We start from the raw sequence: 14,504 nt of genomic DNA, 5'->3' as shown, positions 1-14,504 counted from the left end.
GCAGCATGCTGGCCGCCGCGGGCCAAGACGCGCCGCATTGCGCGCACTGCAGCTACGCCGCGACCCTGCGCGCCGGCGGCGCCTGCGATCCGCACGATGCCTGCGTCATGGCGCACAGCGGGCGGCGCATCGACCGTTTCCTCAAGCGCCATCCGCAGCACGCGGAACGCTTTCTGCAAGACGAATTCTGGGAACGCCGCGCCATCGCCGTGCGCTACGCGCCGCTGGCCGCGATCGCCGCGCTGGTGACCGATCGCGACGAAGCGGTGCGCCGCGTCGTCGCCTCGCGCCTGGCGCCGGAAGACGCGGCCGTCCTGATGCGCGACCCCGACCGCGAAGTACGCATTACGGTGGCGCAGCGATTGGCGCCGGAGCAGTTGCTGAAAATGGCCGGCGATCCCGACTACATGGTGCGCGTGGTGGTGGCGCGGCGCCTCCCGCACGGCAAGCTGTCGCGCCTGATCGACGACCCCGAGCGCGAAGTGCGCAAGACCGTGGCGCGCCGTCTGCCGGCCTTCGCCCTGGCGCGCTTGCTGGAAGATCCCGAGGTCGAGGTGCGGCGCATCGTTGCCGAGCGCGCCCTGCCGCAGGAAGCCCTGCGGCTGCTCGACGACGACGATTGGCTGGTGAGGCTGGCCGCGGTACAGCAAGCGCCGATGGATGCCGTGCGCGGGCGGCTCGACGATGCGGAGGCCGAGGTCCGCCGTGCGGCGCGGGAGCGCCTGCGGCAGGGCACAGGAACAACGGAGCAGCCGAAATGAACAAGCAGACGACATGGAACGAACTGTCGCGCAGGATAGCCGAACTCTGCGTGCGGGTGCCGGCGTCGGCCGGGCCGGACGTGCTGGCGCGCGCGTTGTCGGCGCTGGCCCCCGAGCTGGTCTTCCGCGAAGTGCTGGCGCGTGGCGGCTGGTATCGCCTCGGCGGCGTGGTCGATGCGGCCGGCGTGCATCTGGCCGACGACCTGGAACAGTGGGCCGGCGCCGAGCTCGCCGCGCGCGGCGATGATATGAGCGTGCTGTACGAGGACTTTGCCGGTCGCGGCCTGCGCGCGACGCGGCTCTCCGGCCGCACGCATTACTTCGTCGCCGCCAGTGGACCTCAGACCACCGATTTCGTCCAGATCGAAATCGAGGAACTGCAGGAAGTGGTTTGTCACGCGCTGTTCGCGGGCGACACCTTGCCGACCGGCATCGAGGAACTGGTCGATCCGCGCGGCGGCGAGAACGGTTGTGGCGCGGCCGCGCGGCCGCTGGGGGCACCCTTCCTGGCGCTGCGCCGGCTGACTCCGATCGACGATTTCGTCGCCCGCATGCGCGCCCAGAAGCCGGAGCCGCAGCCCATCCATCGATTCATCGCGGCCTGGGGAAAATCCAGCGCCGGCGCCGTCACGCAGTTCTCCAACCACTGGGTGCTGGCGCTGCGCGAACATCTCGACCGCTACCGGCAACCCGTACTGCATGCCAAGCCCGTCGCCGCGCTGAACGGCGAGCCGCCCAAATTCGCCGCCACCTTCGGCATGCAGGGCCTGGCGCTGCGCGATGCGCTGGCGCGCTACGACAAGGCCGTCGGCTATCCGATGGCCTGGTTCTTCCACATGCTGACGACGCGCAGCGCGCCGCACGCGCTGGCCGCTGCCGTGATCGACGACCTGCAGGCCGGCTTCCATTACCTGCCAGACCGCGATGCCGCGGTGGTCAAGGAGTGGCTGTACCAGCCCTATGGTTTCTGAGCCACTGCTTCAGAGCTTGTGAAGAAATCGTAGCGAGCGGGCCGCAGCGGGGCGCGGCCGGAGCGCAGCTACCGGAATGTACGTTGTTGTACATGAGGATAGCCGGGTTTGCCAAATGAGCCGCCCAAGCCCCGATCCGGTACGCGCAGTAGATTTATTCACAAGCCCTCAGATTTCGGGGCCGAAGCAGAGCGAGTAGTCGCAGCAAGCGGCGCAACTCGGCGACTTGCAGATCAGCACCTCGGCCTGCTCGCAAAGCTGGCGGTAGAAGAACTTCTTCCACTTCATGTCGCCGGCATTCTTCGTCTTGAGCGCCGTGAAGCGCGACTGCATCAGGGCGTTGAGTTCGACCCGACTGGGCAGGCCGAGGTCCTGCCAGAGGTGGTTATCGGCCATGCTCGCAGTGGCGATGGCGTGGGCCAGCCAGCGCGAGTCGGGCGCGTCGCTGGTGCGGTGCGCCAGCAGCAGGGCCACCAACTCGTCGAATTCGTCCATGCCGGCGCGCGCCTCGGCCTCGGCCTGTTCGCGCCAGATGTGCAGCAGCGGGCGCAAGGGCGCCGCGGCGGGGAAGTAGGTCAGCAGCACCGCATCGAGATCGCGCGCGGCCAGGCCGGCGACCGGCGCGCGCCAGGGCCCGCGCCGGTGCGGCGCCAGCGCGATGGTGCCGGCCAGCGCCAACGTCTCGGGCAGATCCGGATAACTGGCGAAGGCCAGCAGGTGAGGGCGCAGGTCGGTGGCGTTCATGGCGATCGGTGGTGCATGAACAATGCCAGGCGCCAAAGCCGCGCCGCTACGCGGGATCGGCAAGCGCCTGTAGCAAATCCGACAAAACAATGTGCGGCCTGTCGCATCGCCGTGTCGCCAGCACCAACTCTTCAGCGCCGTCAAGGGCTTGCGCCCTGGCACGAGGCTTGCGAAACAGACTGCAACCCACTGGCCAACCCGCGAGGCCCACGATGAAAGCCTTTGAGATCGCCGAACTGCTGAACGAGCCCGCCTGCGCCCACAACAAGAAGGAGAAGTCCGGCTGCGCCAAGACCAAGCCGGGCGCCACGGCCGGCGGCTGTTCCTTCGACGGCGCGCAGATCGCGCTGCTGCCGATTGCCGACGTCGCCCACATCGTGCACGGCCCGATCGCCTGCGCCGGGTCGAGCTGGGACAACCGCGGCACGCGCTCTTCCGGCCCGACGCTCTACCGCATCGGCATGACCACCGACCTCACCGAGCAGGATATCGTCATGGGCCGCGGCGAGAAGCGGCTGTTCCATGCGATCAAGCAGGCCATCGACGACTACCGCCCGTCGGCCGTGTTCCTCTATTCGACCTGCGTTCCGGCGCTGATCGGCGACGACCTCGGCGCCGTGGCGAAAGCCGCCACCGAACTGTGGGGCGTGCCCGTGGTGCCGGTCGATTGCGCCGGCTTCTACGGCACCAAGAACCTCGGCAACCGCATTGCCGGCGAGGCCATGTTCAGGCACGTGATCGGCACCCGCGAGCCGGAGCCGGTGCCGGAAAGCGCGCAGCGTCCCGGCATCACCGTGCATGACGTGAACCTGATCGGCGAATACAACATCGCCGGCGAGTTCTGGCACGTGGCGCCGCTGTTCGACGAACTGGGCCTGCGCATCCTCTCCGCGCTGTCAGGCGACGCGCGCTTCCACGAAGTGCAGACCATGCACCGTGCCAAAGCCTCGATGGTGGTCTGCGCCAAGGCCTTGCTCAATGTCGCGAGGAAACTCGAAACCGATTACGGCGTGCCTTTCTTCGAGGGCAGCTTCTACGGCATTACCGACACCTCGCAGGCCTTGCGCGATTTCGCCCGCCTGCTCGGCGACGCCGACCTTACGGCGCGCACCGAGGCGCTGATCGCACGCGAGGAAACGCGCATCCGCACGGCGCTGGAACCCTGGGCCGAACGCCTCAGGGGCAAGCGCGTGCTGCTCTACACCGGCGGCGTCAAGTCCTGGTCGGTGGTATCGGCCCTGCAGGACCTGGGCATGAACGTGGTCGCCACCGGCACCAACAAGTCCACCGAGGAAGACAAGGCGCGCATCCGCGAGATCATGGGCGAGGACGCGAAGATGATCACCGACAGCAGCCCCAAGGCCTTGCTGCAGGCCTACAAGGATTACCAGGCCGACATCCTGATCGCCGGCGGGCGCAATCTCTACACGGCGCTGAAAGCCCGCATCCCCTTCCTCGACATCAATCAGGAACGCGAGTTCGGCTACGCCGGCTACGAAGGCATGCTGGAACTGGTGCGCCAGCTCGCGCTGACGCTCGAAGCGCCGGTCTGGGACAAGGTGCGCAAGCCCGCGCCGTGGGCGGCGCAGAAGGCCGTCGGCGAGCCTCTCTCTGCCTTGGAGGCCGGGCATGGCTGAAATCCTCAAACGCAGCAAAGCCCTCGCGGTGAACCCGCTCAAGGCCAGCCAGCCGACAGGCGCGGCGCTGGCCTTCCTCGGCCTGCGGAACGCCATCCCCATGCTGCATGGCTCGCAGGGCTGCACGGCCTTCGGCAAGGTCTTCTTCGTGCGCCATTTCCGCGAGCCGATTCCATTGCAGACCACGGCCATGGACCAGGTGTCGACCATCATGAACGCCGACGAGAACGTGATCGAAGGCCTGCGCGTGATCTGCGAAAAGAATGCGCCCGACGTGATCGGCCTGCCGACCACGGGTTTGTCGGAGACCCAGGGCGTGGACATCAAGCGCCTGGTGCGCGAGTTCCGCGAGAAACATCCCCAATTCGCCGCGACGGCCGTGGTGCCGGTGAATACGCCGGATTTTTCCGGCTGCCTCGAATCGGGCTTTGCGCTGGCCATGGAAGCCATCATCGATGTGATGGTGCAAGAGTCGGCGTTGGCGGGACGGCGCAAGAAACAGGTCAACGTCCTTTGTTCGTCCATGCTGACGCCCGGCGACACCGAGGCGATCCGCGACTGGATCGAGGCCTTCGGCTTGCGCCCGGTGATGCTGCCCGACATCGGCGATTCGCTCGACGGCCATCTGGTCGATGCGGAGAGCACGCCGCTGACGCTGGGCGGCACGCCGAAGAATGAAATCGCCAGCATGGGCGAATCGGCGGCGACGCTGGTCATCGGGCGCTCACTGCACAAGGCGGCGGACTTGTTGAAAGCGCGGACCGGCGTGCCCGACCATCGCTTCGACCACCTGCTCGGGCTCGACGCCTGCGACGCCTTCACGATGGCGCTGGCGCAGATTTCCGGCCAGGCGGTGCCGGCGAAAATCGACCGCCAGCGCGCGCAACTGCAGGACGCGATGGTCGATACCCATTTCATGACCGGCTTCCTGCGCGTCGGCATCGCAGCCGATCCCGACCTGCTGCTGGGGCTCGGGGTTTTCCTCGCCGGCGTCGGCGCAGAAATTGTTTCGGCGGTCGCTCCGGCGCGCGCCGAGGTGCTGGCCGGAATGCCTTCGCACGCGGTGCAGATCGGCGACCTCGAAGACCTCGAACGCGGCGCGCTGGCCGGCCGCGCCCAGTTGCTGATCTCCAATTCCCACGCCGCGCAGGCCGCCGAGCGCCTGCAGATACCGTTGCTGCGCGCCGGCTTTCCGCAATACGACTGGGTCGGCGGCTACGCGCGGACCTGGGTCGGCTATCGCGGCGCGCGCGCGGCGCTGTTCGACATCGCCAATCTTTTCCTGGGCAACCACCATGACACCCCTGCCTATCGATCCATCTACCGCACCGACGCCGGCCTCGATCCGCAAGAACGGACGCCGGCTGGCGCTGGCCTGGTCCGCCACTAGCGCGATGTCAAACAAGCCGGCCATGCTCAGGCTCGCCTTCGCCAGCGACGACCGCGCCACGGTCAACCAGCACTTCGGCGCCGCCGTCGGCTTCGCCATCCATGCCTTCGACGGCGAACGCTGGCAACTGGTCGAGCTCGCCGAATTCCCGCCCGAGACCATGGACGGCAACGAAAACAAGCTGCTCGCGAAAATCGCCGCGCTGGCCGGTTGCGCTGCCGTGTATTGCCTGGCGGCCGGTGGCTCGGCGGTCAAGCAGCTGCTGGCTGCCGGCGTGCAGCCGGTGCGCCTCGACGACGAAACGCCGATCGACGCGCTGCTGAAGCAGGTCAGCGCGGCCATCAGGGACGGCGGCATTCCCTGGGTGGACAAGGCGCTGCGCGCGGGCGGCGATGCCGCGCGCTTCGAGCGCATGGCCACGGAAGCCTGGGAAGAATGAAGTACCGCACACCATCCACCTACGGAGAAACACCATGAATGCTGCTGCCCTTACCCTCGCCGCCGAAACCACCGACGACCCGATCTACCAGACCGACTTCATTGTCGAGATGCTGCGCCAGACGCGCGCGCTCGACAGCTACGGCCAGTGGGACGGCAAGACGCCGCAGCAGATCCTCGACAGCTATGTGCTGACCAAGGAGAGGAAGCGCGAGATCCCGGTCATCGGCGATCCCGACGACCAGATCATTTCGCGCGTCAAATCCTTTCACAACGCGATCGCGGTACTGATCGAAAAGGAATGCAGCCTGATGGCCGTGCCCTTCGTGCAACTGACGCACGAAGGCTTCGGCCGCGCGCTGATCGTGGTCGGCAAGCTGGTGGTGATGGACCGCACCCTGCGCGACGTGCATCGTTTCGGCTTCGAGAGCCTGTCGAAGATGAAGACCGAGGCCGATAAGTATCTCGGCGTCGCGCTGGAAATCATCGGCAAGTATCCGGAAGTGGCAGGGCTTTGAAATGAAACTTGGCGTCTGTTGCGCGAACGGGACGGAGGGGTGCTCTGCGCCGCTCATGTCACCCGTCGGCGCCGTTCCGGCGCCTCCTCCTTCTTTACTTCGCTTTGCAGAGCACCCCACCGTTCCGTTCGGGACACGCCGTGGGTGTTTGGAGGTGAAGAGCCGCGGGCGTATCCCGCCGGGGGGGGCAGGGGGCCGCCATGGCGAAGTAAAGAAGGAGGACCGGGCGCAGCCCGGTCCGGGTGACATGAGCGATGGCGGCCCCCTGTCGCCCCCGGCGCGCGCCGCCGCCAGCCAACCAACAAGGGGTTTCCAGCGTCGCGGATGGCGCAACGCGTGATGGAGCAAAGACATGACCGACGAAGAACTCAAGGACCTCGACAAGGAGGTCAGGAAACTCAAGCGCATCGCCAGCGAATGGGCAGGAAAGCTGCACGACCTGGTCGAGGACCGGCTGCCGGCGGGCTATGCCGAAATTCCCGAAATCTCGCAGGGCACGTTGCAGGCCTGCCGGGCCTGGGCGGACGCCAGCGCGCGGCTGCAGGCAGCGCAGAAAGGCTGACATCATGAACACGATCACCGGCCGTACCCGCGGCGGCAGCGCATGGACGCCGCAGTTCGCCATGGCCATCGACCCGAAGAAGTGCATTGGCTGCGGCCGCTGCTACAAGGTCTGCCCGCGCAGCGTGCTCGATCTGGTCGAGCGCGGCGAGGACCAGATGGATGAAGACGAGGACTACGACGACGACCAGATGATGGTCATGACCATCGCCGACGGCGGCGACTGCATCGGCTGCGGCTCCTGCGGCCGCGTCTGTCCCAAGGGCTGTTACAGCTATTCCAGCGCGGAAGCGTGAGTCCCGATTCGGCACGCGCCGCCGGCGAGGCCGTGCTGGCGCGGCTGCGCGCCGAGGCCTTGCGCTACGGCGTCGAGCTGCCGGGCCTGGTCTGGGAGTCGGCGCATTTCGATCGGCAGCGCGATCCGCTCAGCGGCCTTGATGCGCTGCTGGCGCGCTGGCAATGCGCCGGGCGCAACGTGCAACTCGTCCTGCGGCCCGACGGCCACGTCTATGGCGAATGCGATCTGCTGGTCGACCATCCGACGCGGCAAGGTTTCTGGATGGACACGCTGGGAGTCTGGGGCTTGCCACCGGCACTCCGGTGCGAGCCCAACCTGATCGCCAAACCCGACTGAGTACGCTTGTCATGTTTGCGACAAGGCCGCCGTGTCGCCAGCGCCAACTTTCGCAAAAACAACAAGTTGCCGACGTGGCACGGGCTTTGCGCCATATCGCCTGACGCAGCCCAACGACGACAACCCACGACACCCCGCCCCCAAGGAGAAACGCCATGATCAATCTGACTCCCGCCGCATCGAAAGCCATCAACCGCTTCATCAAGGGCGCCGAGAATCCGGTCGCCGGCTTGCGCATCTTCGTTTCCGGCGGTGGCTGTGCGGGCCTGCAGTACGGTTTGCGCCTGGAGCAGGACAAGGCCGAGGACGACTACGAATTCGACATCGGCGCCGGCGCCAAGCTGCTGGTCGACCCGATGAGCCGGCCGATGCTGGAAGGCCTGACCGTGGATTTCGTCGACAGCCTGACGCAGACCGGCTTCAAGTTCAACAACCCGAACGCCACCGGCGGCTGCGCCTGTGGCCAGTCGTTTTCCGCCTGACTTACGTTTAGGAGCACGGCCATGTGGGACTACTCCGAGAAAGTCCGCGAGCATTTCTTCAACCCGAGGAACTCCGGCCCGCTGGAAAATGCCAATGGCACCGGCGATGTCGGCTCGATCAAGTGCGGCGACGCACTGCGCCTGATGCTGAAAGTGAACCCGGAAAGCGAGGTCATCGAGGACGCGCACTTCCAGACCTTCGGCTGCGGCTCGGCGATCGCTTCGAGCTCGGCGCTGACCGAGATCATCAAGGGCAAGACGCTGGATGACGCCTTGAAGGTCAGCAACCAGGACATCGCCGACTACCTCGACGGCCTGCCGCCGGAGAAAATGCACTGCTCGGTGATGGGCCGCGAGGCGCTGCAGGCCGCCGTGGCCAACTACCGCGGCGAGGTCTGGAGCGACGACCACGAAGAAGGTGACCTGGTCTGCAAGTGCTTCGCCATCGACGCCGTGATGATCGAGGACACCATCCGCGCCAACGGCCTCAAAACGCGCGAGGAAGTCACCAACTACACCAAGGCCGGCGGCGGCTGCTCGGCCTGCCACGAGAAAATCGAGGACGTGCTGATTGCCGTGAATGGCCGCCTGTATTCGAGCGAGCCCAAAGTGAAGAAGATTCCAGCGGAGTCGCCCGTCAAGCCGCAACTGACCAACTACCAGCGCATCCGCAAGATCGAGGACACGCTCGAAGCCATCCGCCCCATGCTGCAGCGCGACCATGGCGACGTGACGCTGATCGAGGTCGACGGCAAGAAGATCTATGTCGCGCTGTCCGGCGCCTGCCAGGGCTGCCAGATGGAAGCGGCGACCCTCGGCGGCATCCAGCACAAGCTGGTCGAGGCGCTGGGCGAGCTGGTGCAGGTGCTGCCCGTCGGCGCCATGGCCAATCACTGAGGAAATCGCGATGAACCCGATCTACATGGACAACAACGCCACCACGGCCTGCGATCCGGCGGTGGTCCAGGCCATGCTGCCTTTCTTCACCGAGCAGTTCGGCAACGCCTCGTCGATCCACAGCTTCGGCGCTCAGGTCGGCAAGGCGCTGAAGGAAGCGCGGGGCAGGGTGCAGACCCTGCTCGGTGCGGCCCACGATTCGGAAATCGTATTCACTTCCTGCGGCACCGAGTCGGATTCGACCGCCATCCTCTCGGCGATCAAGGCCCAGCCCGAGCGGCGCACGATCATCACCACGGTGGTCGAGCATCCGGCGATCCTGACGCTGTGCGACCAGCTCGAAAAAGAGGGCTACGTCGTGCACAAATTGAAGGTCAACAAGAAGGGGCGCGTCGATCTGGACGAGTACAAGTCCCTGCTAGGACAATTCGGTGACCGCGTCGCCATCGTCTCGGTGATGTGGGCCAACAACGAGACCGGCACCATCTTCCCGGTCGAGGAAATGGCCGAGATGGCCCATGAGAAAGGCATCATGTTCCACACCGACGCTGTGCAGGCCGTGGGCAAGCTGGCAATCGACCTCAAGAGCACCAAGATCGACATGCTCTCGCTCTCCGGCCACAAGCTGCACGCGCCCAAGGGCATCGGCGTGCTCTACGTCCGCCGCAATACGCGTTTTCGCCCGCTATTGCGCGGCGGCCACCAGGAGCGCGGCCGGCGCGCCGGCACGGAAAACTCGGCTTCCATCGTCGGCCTCGGTGTCGCCTGCGAGCTGGCGATGCAGCACATGGCAGCCGAGAACACCGTGGTCAAGCGTCTGCGCGATCGGCTGGAGCGCGGCGTCCTGGCGAAAGTGCCCAACGCCTTCGTCAATGGCGACACGCTCTACCGCCTGCCCAACACCGCCAGCATCGCCTTCGAGTACGTCGAAGGCGAGGGCATCCTGCTCATGCTCAACAAGCAGGGCATCGCCGCATCGAGCGGCTCGGCCTGCACCTCGGGATCGCTGGAACCTTCGCACGTGATGCGCGCGATGGGCATTCCCTACACGGCCGCGCACGGCACGATCCGCTTTTCGCTGTCTCGCTACAACACCGAAGAGGAGGTCGACCGCGTCATCGCCGCCGTGCCGCCCGTCATTGCGCAACTGAGAAAGCTGTCGCCGTACTGGAGCGGCGAAGGTCCGGTGCCGAATCCGGAACAGGCGTTTCGGCCCGAGTACGCCTGAGCAGTCCGCTGCAATCACATGGATTTCGGCGGATTCGCGACATGGCTGCGCGCGCAGTGTCGCTTGATCTGGTTTGATCTGACGCACAAACCGCGCCGTTATTATTTTACATAATGCCAATTATGCGAAGTATAGAATGCGAATAACAAGGCGATCAGATCCTCCAAAAGCCCCCAGGAACGACAGCCGGGTTATTCGACCGCGCCCACCGAGCGTAGATAGCTGGCGATGTCGTCATGGCCGAGCTTCCGTGCCAGCTTGATCGCCGTGACGCCTTCGAAATCCGCGATATCCATATCCGCATCGGCATCGATCAATTGTCGTACCACTTCAAGCTTGCCGTTCTTGACCGCGAGCATTAAAGCGGTTTGCCCGTTTGGCGCCCGTGCATCGAGCTTTCCGCCCTTGGCGATCACCAACGCGAGCACCTCCGTATCGCCACCGAAAACCGCGTAATGCAGCGTTGTCCAGCCGCTGGTATTGAGTTCGGCACCGTGTTCGAGCAATGCCTTGACCGCTTCCAGTTTTCCATTGAGAGCAGCCACCATTACCGCCGAATCGCCGTATTGATTGCGCCGGTTGACGTTGGCCCGATTGGCCAGCAGGGTTTGCAGCAGTTGCAGGTTGCCGGTGCGGGCGGCGATCATCAGCAGGGTCGATCCGGCGCGGTCGGAGGTGTTGACGTCCATGCCGCGCTTCAGCAGGTCCACCACGGTTGCAGTGTCGTTGTCGTTGGCCGCGGCGAGGATGTCATCGTAGGCGCCGCCGCGAGCCAGTCCGGTGAAGCATAATATACTTAGTATTATTAGTAAGTTACGCATTTTTATCGACGCCAAACAGGCGGAAGAAGTTGCTTGTGGTGGCATCTGCCAACTCCTCGACACCGATGCCCCGGAGCTTTGCGACTTCCTCGGCGACGTGGCGTACCAGTGCCGGGTGATTGAGTTTTCCTCGATACGGCACGGGTGCCAGGTAGGGGGCATCGGTTTCCACGAGCAGCCTATCGAGCGGCACCAGGGTGGCCACTTCCTTGATTTGCAGCGCATTCTTGAAGGTGACGATGCCAGAGAAGGAGATGTGAAAACCCAGCGCGAGGGCCGCTTCGGCAACCGAACGGTTTTCCGTGAAGCAATGGAAGACCCCGCCGACCTCGCCGGCGCCCTCCTCTTCAAGGATGCACAAGGTATCGGCCGCCGCCTCTCTTGTATGGATAATCAATGGCTTGCGGCACTTTCGTGCGGCCCGGATATGGGTGCGAAAGCGCTCGCGCTGCCATTCCAGGTCGCCTTCCAGACGGTAGTAATCCAGCCCTGTCTCGCCTATTGCGACAACTTTGGGGTGATCGGCGAGGCGTAGCAGGGTTTCTTCGTCGGCTTCCTGGCCGTCCTGGGTATCGGGATGAACGCCGACCGCGGCATACAGCCGGGGAAAGCGCTCGGCCAGCGCCAGCACTCCCGGAAAACGCTCCAGGGTGACCCCGGCGACCAGAGCCCAGCCGACCTGATTTGCCTGCATGGCGGCCACCAGTTCATCCTCGCGTCCCTGGAATTCAGGAAAATCGAGGTGGCAGTGGGAATCGACCAACAAGGCGTTCATCAATTTGCAGGTCGCAGGCCGCGCAGGAAATGGGCGGCGAGACTTTCAAGAAACAGCAATTGATTCAAGGGATGGCGCGCGCTGCGGCGAAATTGGCCGATCTCGCGCCAGGCCGCCAGCAGGGCGCGCGGATTGAGGGTTTGCACGTCTTTCGGTCGCGGCCAGCCGCCGTGATAGCGAACCTCGCCGGCAATGCGCTCCTGCGCGAGGTCGAACAGCCAGCGTTGCACGCCTTCGACCAGGTTTTCCATGCGAAACAGGCCGTCACCTTTGAGCAGGCCGTCCCAGCGCGCAGCGAGCGCGATCGGATCGGCCGGTGGTGCAATCAGGGAATCGACCAGCGCGTCGATCGGTGCCAACTGCCCTTGATCCTTCCATTGCGCGACTCGCATCGGCGCCCCGCCGGCCAGATCGAGGTAGCGCCTGGCCTGCTTTTCGAGTCCGGCATCCGCCAGCCAGGCCGCCGCCGAGGCAGCATCCGGTGCGCCAAACGGGATCACCCGGCAGCGGCTGCGAATGGTGGGCAACAGAGATTTTGACCTGGTTGACACCAATATAAAATAAACACTTGCAGGAGGTTCTTCTAGTATTTTAAGAAGTGCATTTGCCGCCGGGCCATGCATTGCCTCGGCTTCCGTGATGAGCACCACGCGGTTGCCTTCTCGATGACTTCCGACAAAAACGAAGGCCTCAAGTTCGCGAATCTGGTCGATGCGGATAACACTCGAGCCGCGCTTCTTGGCCTTGTCGTTGCCGGCGTCCTCGGGCTCGTCATCGCCGTCCGGCGCAATCCGGCGAAAGTCCGGATGATTGCCGGCTTCCAGCCAGCGGCAGGCGTGGCATTCGCCGCAGGCCGTGGGGCCGGGCGCGAGGGACTCGCAAAGCAGCAGCGCGGCGATCTGTTCGGAGAAGGCGGCCTTGCCGACTCCCGCGGGACCGACCAGCAGCATGGCGTGCGGAAGCCGGTCGAGACCCTGCCCAAGCAGCTGCTCTTTGACTATTTCGTTCCAGCTAATATTTTTTAAATCAGAGTGATGCAACTATATTCTCAAGTACTTTGTTAATAACTATTGGCGTCTGCGTAGCGTCAATTATCCGCACGCGCCCGGGGTTTTCGCTGGCGATGCGCAGATAGGCTGAACGTACGCGCTCGAAAAATCCTGCCTGTTCCTGCTCGAAGCGATCCGGCTGGGTGGTCGCCGCATGCAGGCGTTGCTGGGCAACGGCCACCGGCGCGTCGAAAATCAGCGTCAGATCCGGCTGCAGGTCGCCCATCACCCAATGCGCGAGTTCTTCCAGTTTCTTCCAGCTGAGTCCGCGCCCTCCTCCCTGATAGGCAAACGAGGCATCGGCGAAACGGTCGCAGACGACCCACTCGCCGCGGGCCAGTGCCGGTTCGATGACTTGCGCAATATGTTCGCGACGTGCTGCGAACATCAGCAGCGCTTCGGTTTCCAGGTGCATGGAATCCGTCAGCAGCAGGGCACGAAGCTTCTCGCCCAGCGGCGTACCGCCGGGTTCGCGGGTGGCGACCACCGTCCGCCCCTGCTGGCGCAGGTGCTCGATCATCCAGGCGTGCTGGGTGCTTTTCCCGGCACCGTCAATGCCTTCGAAGCTGATGAAGCGACCGCGCGAGGTTCCCACCTATTGCTTCTGGTATTTCGCGACGGCGCTGTTGTGTTCGTCGAGCGAGGCCGAAAACTCGCTCGATCCGTCGCCGCGGGCAACGAAATACAGCATGTCGCTCGGAGGCGGCTTTGCCGCCGCCTGCAGCGAGGCAAGTCCCGGCATGGCGATCGGCGTCGGTGGCAGACCTGGACGCGTATAGGTATTCCATGGCGTATCGGTCAGCAGATCGTTCTTGCGCAAATTGCCGTCGAAGGCCGGACCCAGACCGTAGATCACCGTGGGATCGGTTTGCAGCAGCATGCTGCGCCGCAGCCGATTGACGAATACCGCGGCGATCTGCGGACGATCCGCCGGCGTCCCGGTTTCCTTCTCGACGATCGAGGCCAGAATCAACAACTCGTACGGAGTCTTCAAGGGAAGCGTGCTTTCGCGCCCCCCCCATGCGATGGCGAGCCTGGACTGCATCGCCCGGTAGGCACGGCGATACACGTCGAGATCGCTGCTGTCCCTGTCGAACAGGTAGGTATCGGGAAAGAACAGCCCTTCCGGGTGGCGTTCCTTGGCGCCCACATGCATGAGTATCTGGGCGTCGCTCAATTTCAGCGAATCATGGGAAAGGCCAGGATGTTCATTCAGTGCGGCACGGAACTGGCGGAAGGTCTTGCCTTCGACCAGCACGATTTCGCTTTGGGTTACGTCGCCGCGCGTCAGCTTGTCGAGCAGTGACAGCGCGGTCAGGCCGCCTTCGACTTCATAGCTGCCGGCCTTGATCTTCGACGATCGGCCGAGAACGCGTCCCAGCAGTTCGAGTTGCCAGGCAGGGAGATCGACGCCGGCCGTTTCGATGATCTGCGCCGCAGACCGCAGGCTGGAGCCCGGTGGTATCGAAAAAGCGGTCGGATCGCTGCGCATCGGCAAATGGCGTACCGAAAACCAGCTCGAACCCACGATGACTCCGACGAATCCGAGAATCACCAATAACAGGATTAGCTTGAATGTACGCATGGAGAGACCAGGC

At 64.7% G+C, this 14,504-nt stretch carries 18 protein-coding genes; 12 read left to right on the top strand and 6 right to left on the bottom strand.

Annotation, left to right across the window (positions count from 1 at the left end; genetic code table 11):
• The first annotated feature begins 5 nt into the window (after positions 1 to 5).
• Together RMO95_RS00480 and RMO95_RS00475 are read left to right on the top strand one after the other, a co-directional pair.
• Positions 6 to 761 (top strand): 4Fe4S-binding leucine-rich repeat protein, encoded by a 756-nt coding sequence (locus RMO95_RS00480; RefSeq protein ID WP_310448611.1) that lies wholly within the window; start codon positions 6 to 8, stop codon positions 759 to 761.
• Positions 758 to 1,732: a hypothetical protein gene (locus tag RMO95_RS00475; RefSeq protein WP_310448610.1), complete on the top strand. Its 975-nt coding sequence runs from the start codon at positions 758 to 760 to the stop codon at positions 1,730 to 1,732. Before RMO95_RS00480 ends, RMO95_RS00475 begins: the two co-directional genes overlap by 4 nt.
• A 168-nt stretch (positions 1,733 to 1,900) precedes the next feature.
• Here the strand turns inward: RMO95_RS00475 and RMO95_RS00470 are convergent, their stop codons facing one another.
• Positions 1,901 to 2,476: a nitrogen fixation protein NifQ gene (locus tag RMO95_RS00470; protein WP_310448609.1), complete on the bottom strand. Its 576-nt coding sequence runs from the start codon at positions 2,474 to 2,476 to the stop codon at positions 1,901 to 1,903.
• A gap of 212 nt (positions 2,477 to 2,688) precedes the next feature.
• Between RMO95_RS00470 and nifE the strand changes: the two genes are divergently transcribed.
• From nifE to nifS, 10 genes are all read left to right on the top strand, one after another.
• A complete protein-coding gene (gene nifE, locus RMO95_RS00465; RefSeq protein WP_310448608.1) occupies positions 2,689 to 4,113 on the top strand; it encodes a nitrogenase iron-molybdenum cofactor biosynthesis protein NifE in 1,425 nt (474 codons plus the stop codon).
• Positions 4,106 to 5,503 (top strand): nitrogenase iron-molybdenum cofactor biosynthesis protein NifN, encoded by a 1,398-nt coding sequence (nifN, locus tag RMO95_RS00460; protein WP_310448607.1) that lies wholly within the window; start codon positions 4,106 to 4,108, stop codon positions 5,501 to 5,503. The genes nifE and nifN overlap by 8 nt, the downstream gene beginning before the upstream one ends.
• Positions 5,409 to 5,942 carry a NifB/NifX family molybdenum-iron cluster-binding protein gene (locus RMO95_RS00455; protein ID WP_310448606.1) on the top strand — a complete coding sequence of 178 codons (534 nt, stop codon included), beginning with the start codon at positions 5,409 to 5,411 and terminating at the stop codon, positions 5,940 to 5,942. The genes nifN and RMO95_RS00455 overlap by 95 nt, the downstream gene beginning before the upstream one ends.
• A gap of 34 nt (positions 5,943 to 5,976) precedes the next feature.
• Positions 5,977 to 6,459, top strand: a complete 483-nt coding sequence (locus RMO95_RS00450; protein ID WP_310448605.1) for a NifX-associated nitrogen fixation protein — start codon at positions 5,977 to 5,979, stop codon at positions 6,457 to 6,459.
• 352 nt (positions 6,460 to 6,811) lie between these two features.
• Positions 6,812 to 7,021 (top strand): CCE_0567 family metalloprotein, encoded by a 210-nt coding sequence (locus tag RMO95_RS00445; protein ID WP_310448604.1) that lies wholly within the window; start codon positions 6,812 to 6,814, stop codon positions 7,019 to 7,021.
• A 4-nt stretch (positions 7,022 to 7,025) separates the two neighbouring features.
• The gene (gene fdxB, locus RMO95_RS00440) at positions 7,026 to 7,316 is read left to right on the top strand and encodes a ferredoxin III, nif-specific (RefSeq protein WP_310448603.1); all 291 of its coding nucleotides are present in this window, start codon (positions 7,026 to 7,028) and stop codon (positions 7,314 to 7,316) included.
• On the top strand, positions 7,313 to 7,654 hold the full coding sequence (locus tag RMO95_RS00435; protein WP_310448602.1) for a hypothetical protein: 342 nt from the start codon (positions 7,313 to 7,315) through the stop codon (positions 7,652 to 7,654). The genes fdxB and RMO95_RS00435 overlap by 4 nt, the downstream gene beginning before the upstream one ends.
• A gap of 155 nt (positions 7,655 to 7,809) precedes the next feature.
• A complete protein-coding gene (locus RMO95_RS00430; protein WP_310448601.1) occupies positions 7,810 to 8,136 on the top strand; it encodes an iron-sulfur cluster assembly accessory protein in 327 nt (108 codons plus the stop codon).
• 21 nt (positions 8,137 to 8,157) lie between these two features.
• Positions 8,158 to 9,033, top strand: coding sequence for a Fe-S cluster assembly protein NifU (nifU, locus tag RMO95_RS00425; protein ID WP_310448600.1), 876 nt, complete (start codon positions 8,158 to 8,160; stop codon positions 9,031 to 9,033).
• 10 nt (positions 9,034 to 9,043) lie between these two features.
• Positions 9,044 to 10,261 (top strand): cysteine desulfurase NifS, encoded by a 1,218-nt coding sequence (gene nifS, locus RMO95_RS00420; protein ID WP_310448599.1) that lies wholly within the window; start codon positions 9,044 to 9,046, stop codon positions 10,259 to 10,261.
• A gap of 191 nt (positions 10,262 to 10,452) precedes the next feature.
• On the opposite strand, the gene RMO95_RS00415 is transcribed toward nifS, so the two are convergent.
• From RMO95_RS00415 to mltG, 5 genes are all read right to left on the bottom strand, one after another.
• Entirely contained in the window at positions 10,453 to 11,082 is a 630-nt protein-coding gene (locus tag RMO95_RS00415) for an ankyrin repeat domain-containing protein (protein ID WP_310448598.1), read from the bottom strand.
• Positions 11,075 to 11,848: a TatD family hydrolase gene (locus RMO95_RS00410; protein WP_310448644.1), complete on the bottom strand. Its 774-nt coding sequence runs from the start codon at positions 11,846 to 11,848 to the stop codon at positions 11,075 to 11,077. Before RMO95_RS00410 ends, RMO95_RS00415 begins: the two co-directional genes overlap by 8 nt.
• 8 nt (positions 11,849 to 11,856) lie before the next feature.
• Positions 11,857 to 12,807, bottom strand: a complete 951-nt coding sequence (holB, locus tag RMO95_RS00405) for a DNA polymerase III subunit delta' (protein WP_310448597.1) — start codon at positions 12,805 to 12,807, stop codon at positions 11,857 to 11,859.
• Between the two features lie 76 nt (positions 12,808 to 12,883).
• The gene (tmk, locus tag RMO95_RS00400; RefSeq protein ID WP_310448596.1) at positions 12,884 to 13,501 is read right to left on the bottom strand and encodes a dTMP kinase; all 618 of its coding nucleotides are present in this window, start codon (positions 13,499 to 13,501) and stop codon (positions 12,884 to 12,886) included.
• On the bottom strand, positions 13,502 to 14,491 hold the full coding sequence (gene mltG / locus RMO95_RS00395; protein WP_310448595.1) for an endolytic transglycosylase MltG: 990 nt from the start codon (positions 14,489 to 14,491) through the stop codon (positions 13,502 to 13,504). It lies immediately after the preceding gene.
• Between the last annotated feature and the right edge of the window lie 13 nt (positions 14,492 to 14,504).

Source organism: Sulfuritalea sp. (assembly GCF_031426875.1).
GTDB lineage: Bacteria > Pseudomonadota > Gammaproteobacteria > Burkholderiales > Rhodocyclaceae > Sulfuritalea.
Note: the sequence above shows the minus strand (reverse complement) of the source record. Positions and strands in the feature narration are given on the sequence as shown.

Bases quoted from the DNA above. Each gene is read 5' to 3' on its own strand.
- nifS (WP_310448599.1), top strand. From the start codon at position 9,044: ATGAACCCGATCTACATGGACAACAACGCCACCACGGCCTGCGATCCG.
- RMO95_RS00455 (WP_310448606.1), top strand. From the start codon at position 5,409: ATGACACCCCTGCCTATCGATCCATCTACCGCACCGACGCCGGCCTCG.
- RMO95_RS00415 (WP_310448598.1), bottom strand. From the start codon at position 11,082: ATGCGTAACTTACTAATAATACTAAGTATATTATGCTTCACCGGACTG.
- RMO95_RS00475 (WP_310448610.1), top strand. From the start codon at position 758: ATGAACAAGCAGACGACATGGAACGAACTGTCGCGCAGGATAGCCGAA.
- holB (WP_310448597.1), bottom strand. From the start codon at position 12,807: ATGCTGCTGGTCGGTCCCGCGGGAGTCGGCAAGGCCGCCTTCTCCGAA.
- RMO95_RS00450 (WP_310448605.1), top strand. From the start codon at position 5,977: ATGAATGCTGCTGCCCTTACCCTCGCCGCCGAAACCACCGACGACCCG.
- nifN (WP_310448607.1), top strand. From the start codon at position 4,106: ATGGCTGAAATCCTCAAACGCAGCAAAGCCCTCGCGGTGAACCCGCTC.
- RMO95_RS00480 (WP_310448611.1), top strand. From the start codon at position 6: ATGCTGGCCGCCGCGGGCCAAGACGCGCCGCATTGCGCGCACTGCAGC.
- mltG (WP_310448595.1), bottom strand. From the start codon at position 14,491: ATGCGTACATTCAAGCTAATCCTGTTATTGGTGATTCTCGGATTCGTC.
- RMO95_RS00430 (WP_310448601.1), top strand. From the start codon at position 7,810: ATGATCAATCTGACTCCCGCCGCATCGAAAGCCATCAACCGCTTCATC.
- fdxB (WP_310448603.1), top strand. From the start codon at position 7,026: ATGAACACGATCACCGGCCGTACCCGCGGCGGCAGCGCATGGACGCCG.
- RMO95_RS00445 (WP_310448604.1), top strand. From the start codon at position 6,812: ATGACCGACGAAGAACTCAAGGACCTCGACAAGGAGGTCAGGAAACTC.
- nifE (WP_310448608.1), top strand. From the start codon at position 2,689: ATGAAAGCCTTTGAGATCGCCGAACTGCTGAACGAGCCCGCCTGCGCC.
- nifU (WP_310448600.1), top strand. From the start codon at position 8,158: ATGTGGGACTACTCCGAGAAAGTCCGCGAGCATTTCTTCAACCCGAGG.
- RMO95_RS00470 (WP_310448609.1), bottom strand. From the start codon at position 2,476: ATGAACGCCACCGACCTGCGCCCTCACCTGCTGGCCTTCGCCAGTTAT.